Origin of the sequence: Pseudolactococcus insecticola (genome assembly GCF_011170065.1) — a bacterium.
GTDB lineage: Bacteria > Bacillota > Bacilli > Lactobacillales > Streptococcaceae > Pseudolactococcus > Pseudolactococcus insecticola.
The window spans coordinates 135,478-149,396 of sequence record NZ_BLLH01000002.1 but is presented as its reverse complement, the minus strand read 5'-3'; the positions used below and the strand labels follow the sequence as shown (position 1 = coordinate 149,396).

General features: G+C 46.7%; 16 protein-coding genes and 1 pseudogene. 10 read left to right on the top strand and 7 right to left on the bottom strand.

The features are described 5' to 3' along the window. The first annotated feature begins 18 nt into the window (after positions 1–18). Entirely contained in the window at positions 19–366 is a 348-nt protein-coding gene (rplS, locus tag Hs20B_RS02965) for a 50S ribosomal protein L19 (protein WP_047915332.1), read from the top strand. 131 nt (positions 367–497) lie between these two features. On the opposite strand, the gene Hs20B_RS02960 is transcribed toward rplS, so the two are convergent. From Hs20B_RS02960 to Hs20B_RS02950, 3 genes are all read right to left on the bottom strand, one after another. Continuing rightward, positions 498–1,409, bottom strand: a complete 912-nt coding sequence (locus Hs20B_RS02960; protein ID WP_172355466.1) for a PTS system mannose/fructose/sorbose family transporter subunit IID — start codon at positions 1,407–1,409, stop codon at positions 498–500. Positions 1,410–1,424: 15 nt separating this feature from the next. Continuing rightward, positions 1,425–2,228, bottom strand: a complete 804-nt coding sequence (locus tag Hs20B_RS02955; RefSeq protein WP_172355464.1) for a PTS mannose/fructose/sorbose transporter subunit IIC — start codon at positions 2,226–2,228, stop codon at positions 1,425–1,427. Positions 2,229–2,292: 64 nt separating this feature from the next. Next, entirely contained in the window at positions 2,293–3,285 is a 993-nt protein-coding gene (locus tag Hs20B_RS02950; RefSeq protein ID WP_172355462.1) for a mannose/fructose/sorbose PTS transporter subunit IIA, read from the bottom strand. A 685-nt stretch (positions 3,286–3,970) separates the two neighbouring features. Between Hs20B_RS02950 and Hs20B_RS02945 the strand changes: the two genes are divergently transcribed. Beyond that, on the top strand, positions 3,971–4,867 hold the full coding sequence (locus Hs20B_RS02945) for a LysR family transcriptional regulator (protein ID WP_172355460.1): 897 nt from the start codon (positions 3,971–3,973) through the stop codon (positions 4,865–4,867). 71 nt (positions 4,868–4,938) lie between these two features. Beyond that, positions 4,939–5,511 carry a TMEM175 family protein gene (locus Hs20B_RS02940; protein WP_172355458.1) on the top strand — a complete coding sequence of 191 codons (573 nt, stop codon included), beginning with the start codon at positions 4,939–4,941 and terminating at the stop codon, positions 5,509–5,511. A gap of 67 nt (positions 5,512–5,578) precedes the next feature. Here Hs20B_RS02940 and Hs20B_RS02935 read toward each other — a convergent pair whose 3' ends face one another. Continuing rightward, positions 5,579–5,938 carry a putative type II toxin-antitoxin system PemK/MazF family toxin gene (locus Hs20B_RS02935; protein ID WP_172355456.1) on the bottom strand — a complete coding sequence of 120 codons (360 nt, stop codon included), beginning with the start codon at positions 5,936–5,938 and terminating at the stop codon, positions 5,579–5,581. Beyond that, complete coding sequence (locus tag Hs20B_RS02930; RefSeq protein WP_172355454.1) at positions 5,931–6,239, bottom strand: type II toxin-antitoxin system RelB/DinJ family antitoxin; 309 nt, start codon at positions 6,237–6,239, stop codon at positions 5,931–5,933. Before Hs20B_RS02930 ends, Hs20B_RS02935 begins: the two co-directional genes overlap by 8 nt. 297 nt (positions 6,240–6,536) lie before the next feature. Here Hs20B_RS02930 and Hs20B_RS02925 point away from each other — a divergent pair, with 297 nt between their 5' ends. Further along, positions 6,537–7,517, top strand: coding sequence for a hypothetical protein (locus Hs20B_RS02925; RefSeq protein WP_172355452.1), 981 nt, complete (start codon positions 6,537–6,539; stop codon positions 7,515–7,517). A gap of 146 nt (positions 7,518–7,663) precedes the next feature. Beyond that, positions 7,664–7,756, top strand: a pseudogene (locus Hs20B_RS09880) (KxYKxGKxW signal peptide domain-containing protein); the annotation flags it as partial. Between the two features lie 188 nt (positions 7,757–7,944). Here Hs20B_RS09880 and Hs20B_RS09700 read toward each other — a convergent pair. Together Hs20B_RS09700 and Hs20B_RS09695 are read right to left on the bottom strand one after the other, a co-directional pair. Beyond that, positions 7,945–8,286: a hypothetical protein gene (locus Hs20B_RS09700; RefSeq protein WP_172355207.1), complete on the bottom strand. Its 342-nt coding sequence runs from the start codon at positions 8,284–8,286 to the stop codon at positions 7,945–7,947. 258 nt (positions 8,287–8,544) lie between these two features. Next, complete coding sequence (locus Hs20B_RS09695) at positions 8,545–8,709, bottom strand: hypothetical protein (RefSeq protein ID WP_172355205.1); 165 nt, start codon at positions 8,707–8,709, stop codon at positions 8,545–8,547. Between the two features lie 605 nt (positions 8,710–9,314). Between Hs20B_RS09695 and Hs20B_RS09835 the strand changes: the two genes are divergently transcribed. From Hs20B_RS09835 to Hs20B_RS02880, 5 genes are all read left to right on the top strand, one after another. Beyond that, positions 9,315–9,626: a hypothetical protein gene (locus Hs20B_RS09835; RefSeq protein ID WP_228407472.1), complete on the top strand. Its 312-nt coding sequence runs from the start codon at positions 9,315–9,317 to the stop codon at positions 9,624–9,626. A 6-nt stretch (positions 9,627–9,632) separates the two neighbouring features. Continuing rightward, positions 9,633–10,076 carry a hypothetical protein gene (locus Hs20B_RS09830; protein WP_308780145.1) on the top strand — a complete coding sequence of 148 codons (444 nt, stop codon included), beginning with the start codon at positions 9,633–9,635 and terminating at the stop codon, positions 10,074–10,076. Positions 10,077–10,112: 36 nt separating this feature from the next. Further along, entirely contained in the window at positions 10,113–11,072 is a 960-nt protein-coding gene (locus tag Hs20B_RS09875; RefSeq protein WP_371863841.1) for a hypothetical protein, read from the top strand. A 239-nt stretch (positions 11,073–11,311) separates the two neighbouring features. Beyond that, positions 11,312–12,874, top strand: a complete 1,563-nt coding sequence (locus Hs20B_RS09675) for a collagen-like domain-containing protein (protein ID WP_228407470.1) — start codon at positions 11,312–11,314, stop codon at positions 12,872–12,874. Positions 12,875–12,909: 35 nt separating this feature from the next. After that, on the top strand, positions 12,910–13,884 hold the full coding sequence (locus Hs20B_RS02880; protein WP_172355450.1) for a glycosyltransferase family 2 protein: 975 nt from the start codon (positions 12,910–12,912) through the stop codon (positions 13,882–13,884). Positions 13,885–13,919: the final 35 nt, after the last annotated feature.

Below are 13,919 nucleotides of genomic sequence, written 5' to 3'. Positions count from 1 at the left end.
GTAGACAAGGAGAATAAAATGAATCCATTAATCGAAGCTATCAACGAAGGTCAACTTCGTAGCGACATCCCTGCTTTCCGTCCTGGTGACTCTGTGCGTGTTCACGCCAAAGTTGTCGAAGGTACTCGTGAACGTATTCAGTTGTTTGAAGGCGTTGTTATTGCGCGTAAAGGACAAGGTATCTCAGAAACTTACACAGTTCGTAAAATCTCAAACGGTGTTGGTGTAGAACGTATCTTCCCAATCCACACACCACGTGTTGAAAAAATCGAAGTTATCCGCTACGGTAAAGTCCGTCGTGCGAAACTTTACTACTTGCGTGCCCTTCAAGGTAAGGCTGCTCGTATTAAAGAAATCCGTCGTTAATTTGTCGGATAAACCCCCTTATTTGATAAGGGGGTTTTCTTTTATTTGAAAGGTATGATGCCTTACCACATAGGGCATTTTTTTGCATCAAAAAAGCCACATTTCTGTGACTTTCAGATGAATCTTCCTGATTACATCAAACCAATAAGGTGGAAGACGATACCCACGACGAAGAGGCCGAGGATGATGATGATTGGTGATACTTTTTTCTTGAGGAGCCACATACAAAGGAATGTGAGACCAAGTGCTGACAAACCAGGAACAAGGGAGTCCAAGTTATTTTGTAAAGTTGTCACTTTTTCAGAAGTCAATGACAATCCAGAACCTTGTTGTTGCAAGGCTTCTTGGATACCTTTTGATCCGGAAGTAATATGATTCCAATCGATGAATGCACCTTTATCAAGTTTAACAGTAGACACGATAGGAGTCCAAGTGATAGATACCCAACGTGCAACGAGTACGCCAAGGACGAACATACCAAGGATAGAAGCACCTTTAGTGATGTCTTTCAAGAGACCACCAGAGAGGTCATCAGTGATAGCAGAACCAGCTTTATAGCCAAATTCTTGTGTATACCACATGAATGCCCAACGAATCAAGTTCCAAGCGATAAAGAAGATGATTGGACCTAAGATGTTACCGCTCATTGCAAGAGACGCACCAAGGGCACCAAGGATAGGACGAACTGTAAACCAGAAGACTGGATCACCGATACCGGCCAAAGGCCCCATCATACCAACTTTAACCCCTTGGACAGCAACGTCATCAACAGGTGCACCATTGGCTTTTTCTTCTTCCAAGGCAAGTGTTACACCAAGGATAGGAGAAGCAACATATGGATGTGTGTTGAAGAATTCCAAGTGACGTTTAAGTGCTGCTGCACGGTCTTCTTTAGTTGTGTAAAGTTTTTTAATAGCTGGGACCATGGCAAATGCCCATCCCAAGTTTTGCATACGTTCGTAGTTCCAAGAACCTTGAAGGAAAGTAGAACGCCATGCTACTGACAGACGGTCAGATTTTGAAAGTGTAATTTTTTCAGACATTTTTCGTTTCCTTTCTTAGTAGTCGTTCAAGATGTCGCCGATAGGATCACCAGATCCTGCACCGCCACCACCATTACCTGAACCACCTTGTTTAGAGAGGTTAAGATAGATGAAAGCGATCGCAAGACCGATCATACCCATGGCAATCAAAGTCAATGATGAAACGGCTGCAAGTGCGAAACCGATGAAGAAAAATGGCCATACTTCGTTAGTTGCCATCATGTTGATAACGATCGCATAACCAACGGCAACGACCATACCACCACCGATAGCCATACCTGCAGACAACCATGCTGGCATTGCGTTCAAAACAGATGATACGCGATCAGCACCGATTGCAAGGATAAGGCCAGCAGGGATAGCGATACGAAGACCTTGAAGGGCAAGGGCGATAAAGTGGAACATTTGCATACCAGCAATGTTACCTTTTTCAGCTTCAGCATCAGCCCCGTGAACGAGACCAACTGAAACAGTACGCACGAGCATTGTCAAGAAAAGACCAGCTACTGCAAGGGGAACGGCGATAGCAATGGCGTCAGAAACACCAGCTTTACCTTTACCACCAAGGGCAAGGATGATAGCTGAGGCAACAGATGCAAGCGCTGCATCGGGTGCAACTGCAGCACCGATGTTTGCCCAGCCAAGTGCGATCATTTGGAGTGAACCGCCAAGGATGATCCCAGCAGTCAAGTTACCTGTTACGAGACCGATCAGGGTACACGCCACAAGTGGTTGGTGAAATTGGAACTCGTCGAGGATACCGTCCATACCAGCTAAGAAGGCAACGATGAGGACCAAAATTATAGAAATAACAGACATTTTTATAAGTCCCTTTCATGTAATAAATAGTTTTTGAGATGTGTGATGTGTCTTAAGCTCTGGCTTATTTCACATCTGCTTTCTTGATCAAGTCGAACAAGTCAGCTTTTGAATCATTTGGTACTTTACGTACGTCAAATTCAACGCCAAGGTCTTTCAATTTTTCAAAAGTTTCAACGTCGTGTTTGTCCATTGACAGGACTTTGTTGACCATTGTTTTACCAGTTGAGTGGCTCATAGAACCAACGTTCAATGACGTAACTGGTACGCCACCTTCGATAGCAGCAAGTGCATCGTCAGGTGTTTCAAACAAGAGAAGTGCGTGAGTTTCGCCAAAACGCGGATCCTTTGCAACTTCAATCATTTTAGAGATAGGGACAACGTTAGCTTTAACGTTACCAGGGGCAGCTTGCTCGATGAGCTTCTTACGCATGTCATCTTTTGAAACAGCGTCTGAAACCACGATGATGCGGTCTGCCTTAGACTCAGGTGTCCAGGCTGTCGCAACTTGACCATGCAAAAGACGTGAGTCAAGTCGGGCAAGGTTGATCTTGATTTTACCGTCGCCGATGACAGTCCCTTCAGGGATAGCAGCAGCTTTGGCAGCAGGTGCATCAGCAGTAGCTGCGCCCGCTTCAGCAGGTTGCAACTCTTCAGGCAATACCTTGATACCGCCCTTAGCTTCACCGATGATGTTAGCGACAACCTTGTCGACACCAGCATCTGCGTCCATCATGCGTTCAGTATAAGCCTGAATCAGCATAGGTAGGTTAAGACCTGTGATGATAGCGATTTTACGATCAGGGTTTTCACCCATGACAGCACTTGCTTGGTTAAATGGAGACCCGCTCCACAAATCCGCAAGAACTAAAACCTCATCATCAGCGTCGAATGTGGCAATGGCTGCGTCGAACTTAGCGCGCAAGTCATTTGGACCTTCCGATGGCATAAAAGTTACAGCTTGTACTTTTTCTTGTTCACCGAAGATCATTGAACCAGATTGCTTAATGCCATTGGCAAATTCACCATGGCTCGCAATTACGATTCCGATACTCAAATTGAGTTCCTCCTTAGATATGATAAAAAAATGATTACTTAACTATTATATTCTTTTAATAAAAATAAATCAAGCGCTTTCAGAATACGTTTTCATATTATGATAAAAAAACTTTTTTGTGGGAATATTTCGAAAATTATTGTAAAATAGATAAAGCGTGATAAATAGGACATTTTGGTGGATTCCCCAAGGGAAATATTAGCTGAAAATGGAAGAAAAAATCTCTCAATCGAATTGAAAACTTAGGAAATTATAACAGATAACAAAGTTGTCGTGAGCTTGTTAAGTGTTATTTTTGGCGTTTCGTGTTAGAGTGGTAATTAAATAGAACGAGATAGATTTTTTGGAAGTTTGGGTTAATGTGTATGTGGCAGTGCTTTTATGCGCTGAGTAATCGCAGGCGCAACTTCCTTAAGCTCTTCGTCATTTCATTCACTAGGATATAGAAAGTTATGTTTTTGAGATTTTTGGGAAGTTGAAGTTGTTTTGTCGTCCAACGCCTAAGCGGTAGAACCGCTAAGGCACGTTGTACGTAGCTACTTCCCTAAGTTCATCACGACTTCGTCGTTCTTCACTAAAGGAGTAGCCAACCCAACGGCTAAGCGATAAATCGCCAAGCCACGTTGTGCATAGCTACTTCCCTAAGTTCTTCACGACTTCGTCGCTCATCACTAAAGGAGTAGCCATGAGAATACAACAATTAAAATACATTATCAAAATCGTCGAGACGGGTTCTATGAACGAGGCGTCTAAGCACTTGTTTGTGACGCAGCCGTCTTTGTCTAATGCTGTGCGGGAGTTAGAAGAGGAGATGAATATCAAGATATTCATGCGCTCGACTCGGGGAATTACGCTGACTTCTGATGGGGCTGAGTTTCTATCCTATGCGCGCCAGATCGTTGAGCAGACGGAGCTGTTGGAAGAACGCTATAAGTTCAACCGGGAGAAAAAAGAGTTATTTGCAGTGTCTGCGCAGCATTATGCCTTTGTCGTGGAGAGTTTTGCCAGTATTTTGCGGGAGAACGACATGCGAAACTATGAGCTGATTTTGCGAGAAACGAGGACGCATGAAGTCATTGATGACGTGCGTGATTTTCGATCTGAGATTGGTGTGCTTTACCTAAACGACTTTAACCGTGACGTCTTGACCAAGCTTTTTTTGGATAATCAGCTTGAGTTTACGCCATTGTTTACGACGACACCGCATGTTTTCATCTCAAAGCAGCATCCACTTGCGGCTGAAAAGTCGGTCACGCTCGAACAAATGGCAGTTTTCCCTTATCTCAGCTATGAGCAAGGTGAGCGCAATTCATTCTATTTTTCAGAAGAGATTCTCTCCACAGCGCGCCATGACAAGTCAATCGTTGTTTCAGACCGTGCGACCTTGTTCAATCTCCTGATCGGACTTGATGGCTATACCATCTCCACAGGTATTCTTAACAGCGATCTAAACGGAGATGACATCGTGAGTGTGCCTCTAGCCGTTGATGAAACGATTGAGATTGGCTATATTCGCCACAAAAAAGCCATGTTATCTGAGCTTGGCAAGCGTTTTCTAAAAGAGCTTGAAGCGCAGGTCTGAGCAAATGCCTTGTTTGCACAGGCTTTTTTTGATAAAATTGCCATTATCATTTATTCAAAGAAGGAAAAATCATGACAAAAACTAGACTGACGCTATTTACAGATGCGGTGGTTGCAATCATTATCACCATTCTCGTGCTCGAGTTTCCACACATCAAAGGCAATAAATTTTCAGATCTTTTGGTGCTCAAAGACGTGTTTCTGGCTTACGTTGTAAGCTTTGTCTTTCTCATTATCTACTGGACTAACCACCACCACATCTTTCAGCTCATCGACAAAGTCAGTGGCAAGACGCTCTGGCTTAACAATGCCTTCATCTTTCTCATGAGCCTTTTTCCATTTGCAACCAACTGGCTGGGCGAAAATATCTTTGCGCGTGATCCAGAAATGCTGTATGCAGCGCTTTTTCTCGTAATCAATGGCGTCTGGCTCTTGATGATCAAAAACCTCGTAAAAGTCAATCACCACAACGCTCATGTCGCTGAAATCCTTGGCGACTATAAGAAGTCTTACCATACTTTGATGTTAAATGCGCTTGCTTTTATCATCGCCATCTTTATTCCGATTGCTGGACTGATTGTGAACATCATCTCATTTTTACTTTGGGTCATTCCGGATAAACGCATCGAACATGCTAAAAAATAATGTATCAAAAAAGCCTGTTAAAACAAGGCTTTTTTCATATCTATTAGATAATTAATATCGAATACGGTTATGAGCAGTCATTATATGGTGTGTGCCAAAAAATCCATAAACACCTAGCTTCATCCTCATAAGAAAGATAACCGACGAAATTTATCAAGACAAACTGTTCTTCAACCTGTCTAATTTTAAAAGTATCAATCCAAGACGGTTTATCTAATCCTGAGTAAGCCCAGTCCTTGATTTCAAAATACTTAGATTGATAATAGTCTGATTTTGATTTGTATTGACTTGTAATGTTATAGTAACTGATAATCGTATTGTCATATTTTAAAACAAAGGCAGGTCTGGTCTTTGAACCGTATTCTCTGCCTTCATCATATGCTAAATTAGCAATCATTATACTATGTTCTCTAATCCCTTTAGTCATCAAAGAACTCCTGTATATCCTCTTTTTTAGATAAATCTAGCTTTTGAATTTCAGATTTTTGAAAAGCCAAATCAGTGATATTTTTTCGTGTTTCTACTCTGCCATCGGTAAACCAGTCATCAGGATAAGGACTAGTAGCGTCATTATTTTTTAAAGACAGCGGCACTTCTTGCTCATAAGCAGTTTTGGTGATAAACATTTTAAGCGCAGTTGAAACATCAAGACCTTGACGCTCAAAAACTTTTTGTGCCATATCTTTTATTTTATCATCAACTCTTGTAGAAATTTGTATTGTAGCCATAATATATCCTCCTTGACTAACTTTAGTATATCACAAAATGTGATTATATGTTATTAAATATCTTTGAAAAGTAACGTTTGATATGGATTTGTTCTTGATTATGCCATATTTATCTCTTGGAAATTATACCATAAATCCCACGATGCACGAATCTTTATAAAGCCTGTTAGAACAGTGCTTTTTTCATGTCTAGACAAAAACGATCATGATATTTTTTGACATTTGGAAAAAATAGGGTATCATAAATATTATCCTGAAATATATTTCAGATAGCATGTAAAAGGAGCAAAAAAAGTCATGGAAATGATTGAAACACTAGAAACTTACAGGAAAGGAAAGAGCATTCCAGTGAGTAGGCTCGATACGGTGGGTATCACCCGCAGCAAGTACTATCGCCTACTCAAAGAGCCGTCTGGTCTGTCGTTTGAAGACTTTGTCAATCTTGGCATGATGTTTAACGTTACGCCAAATGAACTGCAGCGGATCATCTATGTCATCCCGACTGTTGATACGTTTAAGGGCGAGCAAAACCCTTACGAAAAGTACGACATCATTGTTGTCCTTCAGATTGCTGCCTACGCCACGATTTTAGAAAAAGATGAGGCGCTTGAGATATATGAAAATATCACGAAAAACAAGTATGTCAGTGAAACTTTTCCACTCATGGTAGATCTGATCAAGATCTACCAGTTACAGACCACAGACTACGAGGTAAATCAAAAAAAGATCGCAAAAAGCATGAGTAGTCTCTTTGATAAACTCATGAAGCGTGAGGAATGGTCAGCATTTGAGGTGACACTGCTTTACTCGCTGAGCTTTGTTCAGGACGCCGAAGAATCGATTCCTTTTAAGAAAATGTTGCGTGAGCTTAACAAACTTTACAAGGTTCAAAACGATGACCTGTTGACTATCAGAACGGTTACAACATTACGACTGTCACTGTTTGAGATAGAGATTGCTAACCGTGATAGTGCTGAAATCATCACGGCATATAATGCCCTCCAACACGCGCGACACAACGAAAATGTCATCTATGTTGCCTTCATGCAGCGCATGGCGCAGACGATTTATCTCTATCTACAGGGAGACATGCCCGCATCAACAGACAATGTAAGAAAACTAGAGGAGAGCATGGATTTTATCCTAGACTATAAGATGCCAAGAACCTTTGGGCCTGCCATCCTAAACGGGATACATGACATCTTTGCGCAAATCGACGCTTGGCGCAGTGATCTAGGTGTGGATGAGACGTATGATCTGCTGGCACAAGAAAAATAAATAAAAATAGCTAAAAGTGTTTCGATTTTGGAACACTTTTTCTATTATCCTAAAAAAGGCGGTAAGATAGTGTATATTGTTTTTAGATCTTATGCAAGATAGCTATAAAAATAGATCAACAGATTACATCTATTGGGGGATAAAAGATGACCTACAAACACGACATGATCAAACAAAACACGAACTTCCGCACATGGAAGTCAGGAAAAAGCTGGCTTTACGCCAGTACAGCACTCGCAGTACTAGCAGGCGGCGCAGGAGCTGCACAGGTGGCACACGCTGATGAGACAGTTGTCTACAGTGCGACTACAGTCCCAGCAGAAAGTAGTAGCGCACAATCAAGCTATGTAGCGCCTGCTGAAAGCTACACAGCACCAGCCACAAGTGCCTCATCGACATATGCCGCATCTGCTGAAAGTGCCCAAATCTATGTCGCTGAAAATACGTATACGACTGAAACAACACCAGCGTCAGCAGAAACAGCAACGGTAGCGGACACAACGGTTACACCAGATACGACGACAACGCAAGTAGATGTGGCACCAGCTGAAACACCGGCACCAGAACCTACTATCACAGTAGACACAACAGCTGTCACACCACAAACGCCAGATGATCTAACAACACCAGATACAGCAGCAAACACAGATACGCCTGCAATCAAAGACGACCTCGAAAACTTAGAAACGGTAGCTGATACAACGACGCTCGACGAAACGCTTCCAGTTGATAAGGTAGAAACAGTGGTCACAGATATCACAGACGTCAATGACTCGCTCGCTGCCGCCTATGTGACAGGACGCAGCAAAACAGCGCTCGACTCAGAGAACAATCAAGACGACACAGCAGCAAATACTGGCACTACGGGTGCAGCATCAACTACTGCACTCGAGCCTACTGACTACGGCTTTAGTGCGTCTACTGCAATCACACTCGCAGACGGCGTAGTGACAGTCGCACTTCCAGCAGGCGAGCTGCCGGAAGCCGCGGCGTTAGACGCCATCGCAGCCTACGCCGTAGAAAACGGCTATACCGTTGCACAGAGCGCCAATCTCGACACCACGGCAGAAGCGACTAGCGTCGCCATGGTAGCAGATGACGCCGTGACAGCAGAAGCAACGACAACTACAACCACCGCATCTCTGACACAAAAAGAAGCAGCAGTCCAGTTTGGCCTGCCTACAGGCAGCACCTATACAGACGACAATGGCAAGATTACGATCGCCTTTCCAGCAGACATCAGTCCAGCTGACTACTCAGATACACTAGCCCAAGTAGCAGCCTATGCACAGGAAAATAATAAGACAGTAGCGATTACAGCCAAACTAGCTGATAGCGTAAACGTACTAAGTAGTTTAACTGCTTACAACCCTGATGGATCTGCCACTATGGTTCTTCAAAGCGGAACTCCTAGTGGACCTTTCCAATACGCTTTAGGTAATGGGGGTGAGTCAGGTACAGGCACTTTTGATTCGGGCGGAAACGCTTATATCTCTATAACTGCTGATCAAGTTGGTAAAGGTACGCCAAATACTGTAATTATTTCTGATTTAACAAGCGGGCAGACTATTATGCCTACTGTTCAGAATCCGATAGTTTCTGTTAGCCAATCGGTTGTTACCAATGCTGATGGATCGAACACCATCACGACAACAACCAACTACGCATATGGTGATCCTGAATCATCTTCTATTACTATACCTGCTGAAACCGGACCTACCGGACCAACAGGTGCCACTGGAGCTACAGGCGCAACAGGTAAAACTGGAGCAACTGGACCACAAGGTGAAATAGGTGATGCTGGTGAAGATGGACAACAAGGACCAGCTGGACCTCAAGGACCTCAAGGACCAGCTGGACCTGTTGGACAAACTGGTGCGCAAGGACCTCAAGGTATTACTGGAGATACTGGTCGTACTGGTGCCACTGGCGCAACCGGAGCAACCGGAGCCACCGGAGCAACCGGAGCCACTGGTGCAAAAGGAGCCACTGGAGATACCGGAGCCACCGGAGCCACTGGAGACACAGGAAAAACTGGAGCCACAGGAAACACAGGAGATACCGGAGATACCGGTGCTCAGGGTATTCAAGGTGCAACCGGAGCGATAGGTCCTGATGGACCACAAGGACCAGCTGGACCACAAGGACCTCAAGGTATTCAAGGTGCAACCGGACGTACCGGTGCTACCGGACCTCAAGGTGAACAAGGTGATACCGGAGATACTGGAGCCACAGGAGCCACAGGGGCAACTGGAGCCACAGGGGCAACTGGAGCCACAGGTAAAACCGGCGCCACTGGAGCCACAGGTGATACCGGCGCTACCGGAGAAACTGGCGCCACCGGAGCTACCGGATCCACTGGAGCCAAAGGTGATACCGGAGCTACAGGCGCCACTGGACCACAGGGAGAAATGGGTGATACTGGTGATCAAGGACCTCAAGGACCTGTTGGACCTCAAGGACCAGCTGGACCTGTTGGACAAACCGGTGCACAAGGACCTCAAGGTGTTACTGGCGCTACCGGAGCAACTGGTACCACCGGCGCCACAGGCGCCATAGGAGCTACAGGCGCTACCGGCGCCACAGGAGATACCGGTGCCACAGGAGATACCGGTGCCACAGGTGCCACAGGAGCTACAGGCGCTACCGGCGCCACAGGAAACACCGGCGCTACCGGCGCTACCGGTGCACAGGGTATTCAAGGTGCAACCGGAGCGACAGGTCCTGATGGACAACAAGGACCTGCTGGACCACAAGGAGCTCAAGGTATTCAAGGTACAACCGGACGTACCGGCGCCACCGGAGCCACAGGAGACAAAGGAGATACCGGAGATACTGGAGCAACCGGAGATACTGGAGCCGCCGGAGACAAAGGTGATACCGGAGACACTGGAGCCACAGGCGCAACTGGAGCCACCGGAGACAAAGGAGATACCGGAGACAAAGGAGATACCGGAGCCACAGGAGACAAAGGAGATACCGGAGCTACTGGAGCAACTGGAGCCACCGGATCTACAGGCGCCACCGGCGCTACAGGTGCCACCGGAGCAACCGGCGCTACAGGTGCCACCGGAGCAACTGGTGCCACCGGCTCCACTGGAGCAACTGGTGCTACTGGATCCACAGGTGCCACCGGAGCAACCGGAGACAAAGGAGATACCGGCGCAACTGGAGATAAGGGTGACACCGGCGTCACAGGTGCCACAGGAGCAACTGGCGCTACGGGTGCTACTGGTGCTACTGGAGACAAAGGAGCTACCGGAGATACTGGCTCCACCGGAGCAACCGGCGCTACAGGAGCAACTGGTGCCACCGGCTCCACTGGAGCTACCGGAGATACTGGCTCCACCGGAGCAACCGGCTCCACAGGAGCAACTGGCGCCAAAGGTGATACCGGCGCAACTGGAGATAAGGGTGCCACCGGCGTCACAGGTGCCACCGGCTCCACTGGAGCTACTGGCTCCACCGGAGCTACCGGAGATACTGGATCCACAGGAGCAACCGGCTCGACAGGAGCTACAGGCGCCAAAGGTGATACCGGCTCCACAGGCGTAACCGGCGCTACTGGAGCTACTGGAGCTACAGGAGCCACTGGATCCACAGGTGATACAGGATCTACCGGCGCCACAGGAGAAAAAGGTGATACAGGCGCAACCGGATCCACCGGAGACAAAGGTGATACAGGATCTACCGGCTCCACCGGCGCAACTGGAGATAAGGGTGATACCGGCGTCACTGGTGCTATCCGACCAACTGTTAATGGTGTTGTTGCGCTGAACAATGATGCTTATATCGTGGTTGCAGGTGAAAGCGACGCAGTGTATACGATAAAAGATATTAACACGGGTGCCACATATTCTGGAACATTGTCAAGCGACGGCTACGCCGTTTTAGCAGCGACAGACCTAGCAGGCCTAAGCTTTAATGCAGGCGATGCGCTCACCGTCACAACGACTAATGCCGCTAACCAAACACTCAACGGTATCGGCCTCATCGAGTTTCCGGGTCTTACAGGTGCAACAGGTAAAACTGGTCCTCAAGGCGATCCCGGTACGACCGGTACAGATGGTGCAAAAGGTGATAAGGGAGATCCCGGCACGAACGGCGTAGATGGCGCAAAAGGTGATAAGGGCGACCCCGGCACGAACGGCACAGATGGCGCAAAAGGTGATAAGGGTGACCCTGGCACCAACGGTGCAGATGGCATCAACGGTAGCAATGGTGTCGGCGGAGCCAAAGGTGATACCGGCGATACTGGCGCCACCGGAGAAAAAGGTGATACTGGAGCTACAGGAGCTACAGGGACCAGCGGAGCTACAGGAGCTACAGGAGCCACCGGAGCCAAAGGTGACCAAGGGATTGCTGGCACCAAAGGAGACTCAGGTGCTAATGGGACAAACGGCATTAATGGCGTCAATGGACTAGCTGGTGCGAAAGGCGATTCAGGCACCAACGGAATTAACGGTACCAATGGTACTAACGGCGTTGACGGAAAAGACGGAAAAGACGGAAAAGATGGGAAAGACGGCGTTTCTGGCGTCAAAGGAGATCCAGGGATTGCCGGCGCTAAAGGAGACCCTGGCATAAACGGTACCAACGGCACGAATGGCATAAACGGTACAGATGGCACTTCAGGTGCCAAAGGCGACAAGGGTGACAAGGGAGACACTGGTGCCAAAGGTGATCCCGGTACAAATGGTAGTAACGGTGTCAACGGAATATCTGGTACCAATGGTAGTTCAGGTGCGACAGGCACAAATGGTACTACTGACGGTTCACCAAGTCTGGTGAATACGAACAACAATACCAGCACTAACCCCTCTACCAATAGTACCCCTAACACTAGCGATAGCGGGTCTACCAATAGTACCCCGAACACATTCCCAGTTTATGATCAAAATGGCAACAAACTGCCAAATATCAGCATTGGCTATAGCGGAAAACCTGGTGAGTTGATCACATTGCCTAAGATCCCTGGCTATACACCGGATCCTAGTATCGACCGCAACAGCAATATCCCAGGTGTTCAGATCGCAATCGGTCCTGATGGTAAAATCACTGGCGCTTTCTATGTGAAAGATGGCCTGGCTTTACCAACTACAGGGAATTCGCAAACGAGCTTGACTTACCGTAATGGCAATAGCTATCCAACATTGCCACAAACTGGTAGCAGCATGCCTGTCACCTATATGGTGGCACCACATACGCAGGTTGCTGGTAGCAATCAGGCAACTCTACCAGTTTTACCGAAAACAGGTGAAGCGGGTGATGCTGGTTTGCGGACGCTTGGCGCTTTGTTTATGGCAACTACCGTTGCCTTAGCCGAGGTTGGTCGTCGTTCAAGTAGAAAAAAGTAAAAAAGTGTAAAATATATAGTAGAATCGAGGCAGGCATGGCATACCAAAAGTTAGTCAGTATCATCATACCCTATCATAGCGAGGATGTTTATCGGCTAAACGTCGTTTTGTCGTCAATCAACAACCAGATTGGTGTTGACTTTGAGCAAATCGAGGTGATTTTGGTAGGAGATGCGCCGGTTGAAGCGGTGCGTCTGTCTGACTTTGTGCTATTGCAGCATCTGGATTTGCAGATGCATGTTATCACGGGTGATTCTGTGGGTGCGGGTCTCGCGCGTCAAGCGGGTATGGACTTGGCACGTGGGCAGTATCTGATGTTTATGGACGCAGATGACCAGTTTCAGTTTGTTGGCAGCCTGCTTGAGTTTTTCAATGTGGCAAAGATGGGCAATCATGATATGATCATCGCGCGTTATCTAGAAGAGAGTTACTATAATGGTGCGTATCGCTACTATACGAGTAGCGCGCGGGATTGGAAGGCGGCTTATGGGAAGTGGTTCAGTGTTGATTATCTAGCACGGATTGGTCTCAAGTGGCATCCAAACCTGCGCATCTATGAGGATACTTACTTTGTCGGGATTGCTGCGACATTGTCCCCGGATACGCACTATATCGACTCGGTGGTCTACACGCGCATGTATAATGCGACGTCGACCGTGCGAAAAGATGACTACTGGTTTGAGCGCCAGCATCATACTTGGGCTGATGAAAATCGCTACTGGTTACAGTTTATGCGGTTTCACAGGCCTGAGCGGATGCTTTCTGATCTTAACTATTATCTGGTGGATGTCTACTTTCGTAGGCAGGTGAACGCTTCTGAAGATGATGCTTTGTTTTGGGAGGCGCACAAGCGCTTGGTTTTGGAAAATCGGGACATCTGGGCAGGTTATACGCCTGAGCTTGCCACCTATGCTGAGTCCTTGCAAGATCGTGAGGATAAGTACAAGGCGTTTAGTCTTGATGGTTTGTCAGACTTTATCGCAAGTTCTGAGCAGTTTTTGAGAGACTAGTCTCTCTGTCGTTCTTGGGTCCGTGAAGCCCAAGT

Coding starts and splice junctions, on each gene's coding strand:
- Hs20B_RS02930 (WP_172355454.1), bottom strand. CDS start 6,239: ATGGCTACAATACAAATTTCTACAAGAGTTGATGATAAAATAAAAGAT.
- Hs20B_RS02880 (WP_172355450.1), top strand. CDS start 12,910: ATGGCATACCAAAAGTTAGTCAGTATCATCATACCCTATCATAGCGAG.
- Hs20B_RS02940 (WP_172355458.1), top strand. CDS start 4,939: ATGACAAAAACTAGACTGACGCTATTTACAGATGCGGTGGTTGCAATC.
- Hs20B_RS02925 (WP_172355452.1), top strand. CDS start 6,537: ATGGAAATGATTGAAACACTAGAAACTTACAGGAAAGGAAAGAGCATT.
- Hs20B_RS02935 (WP_172355456.1), bottom strand. CDS start 5,938: ATGACTAAAGGGATTAGAGAACATAGTATAATGATTGCTAATTTAGCA.
- Hs20B_RS02945 (WP_172355460.1), top strand. CDS start 3,971: ATGAGAATACAACAATTAAAATACATTATCAAAATCGTCGAGACGGGT.
- Hs20B_RS02960 (WP_172355466.1), bottom strand. CDS start 1,409: ATGTCTGAAAAAATTACACTTTCAAAATCTGACCGTCTGTCAGTAGCA.
- Hs20B_RS09835 (WP_228407472.1), top strand. CDS start 9,315: ATGCTGGTGAAGATGGACAACAAGGACCAGCTGGACCTCAAGGACCTC.
- Hs20B_RS09830 (WP_308780145.1), top strand. CDS start 9,633: ATGGACCACAAGGACCAGCTGGACCACAAGGACCTCAAGGTATTCAAG.
- rplS (WP_047915332.1), top strand. CDS start 19: ATGAATCCATTAATCGAAGCTATCAACGAAGGTCAACTTCGTAGCGAC.
- Hs20B_RS02955 (WP_172355464.1), bottom strand. CDS start 2,228: ATGTCTGTTATTTCTATAATTTTGGTCCTCATCGTTGCCTTCTTAGCT.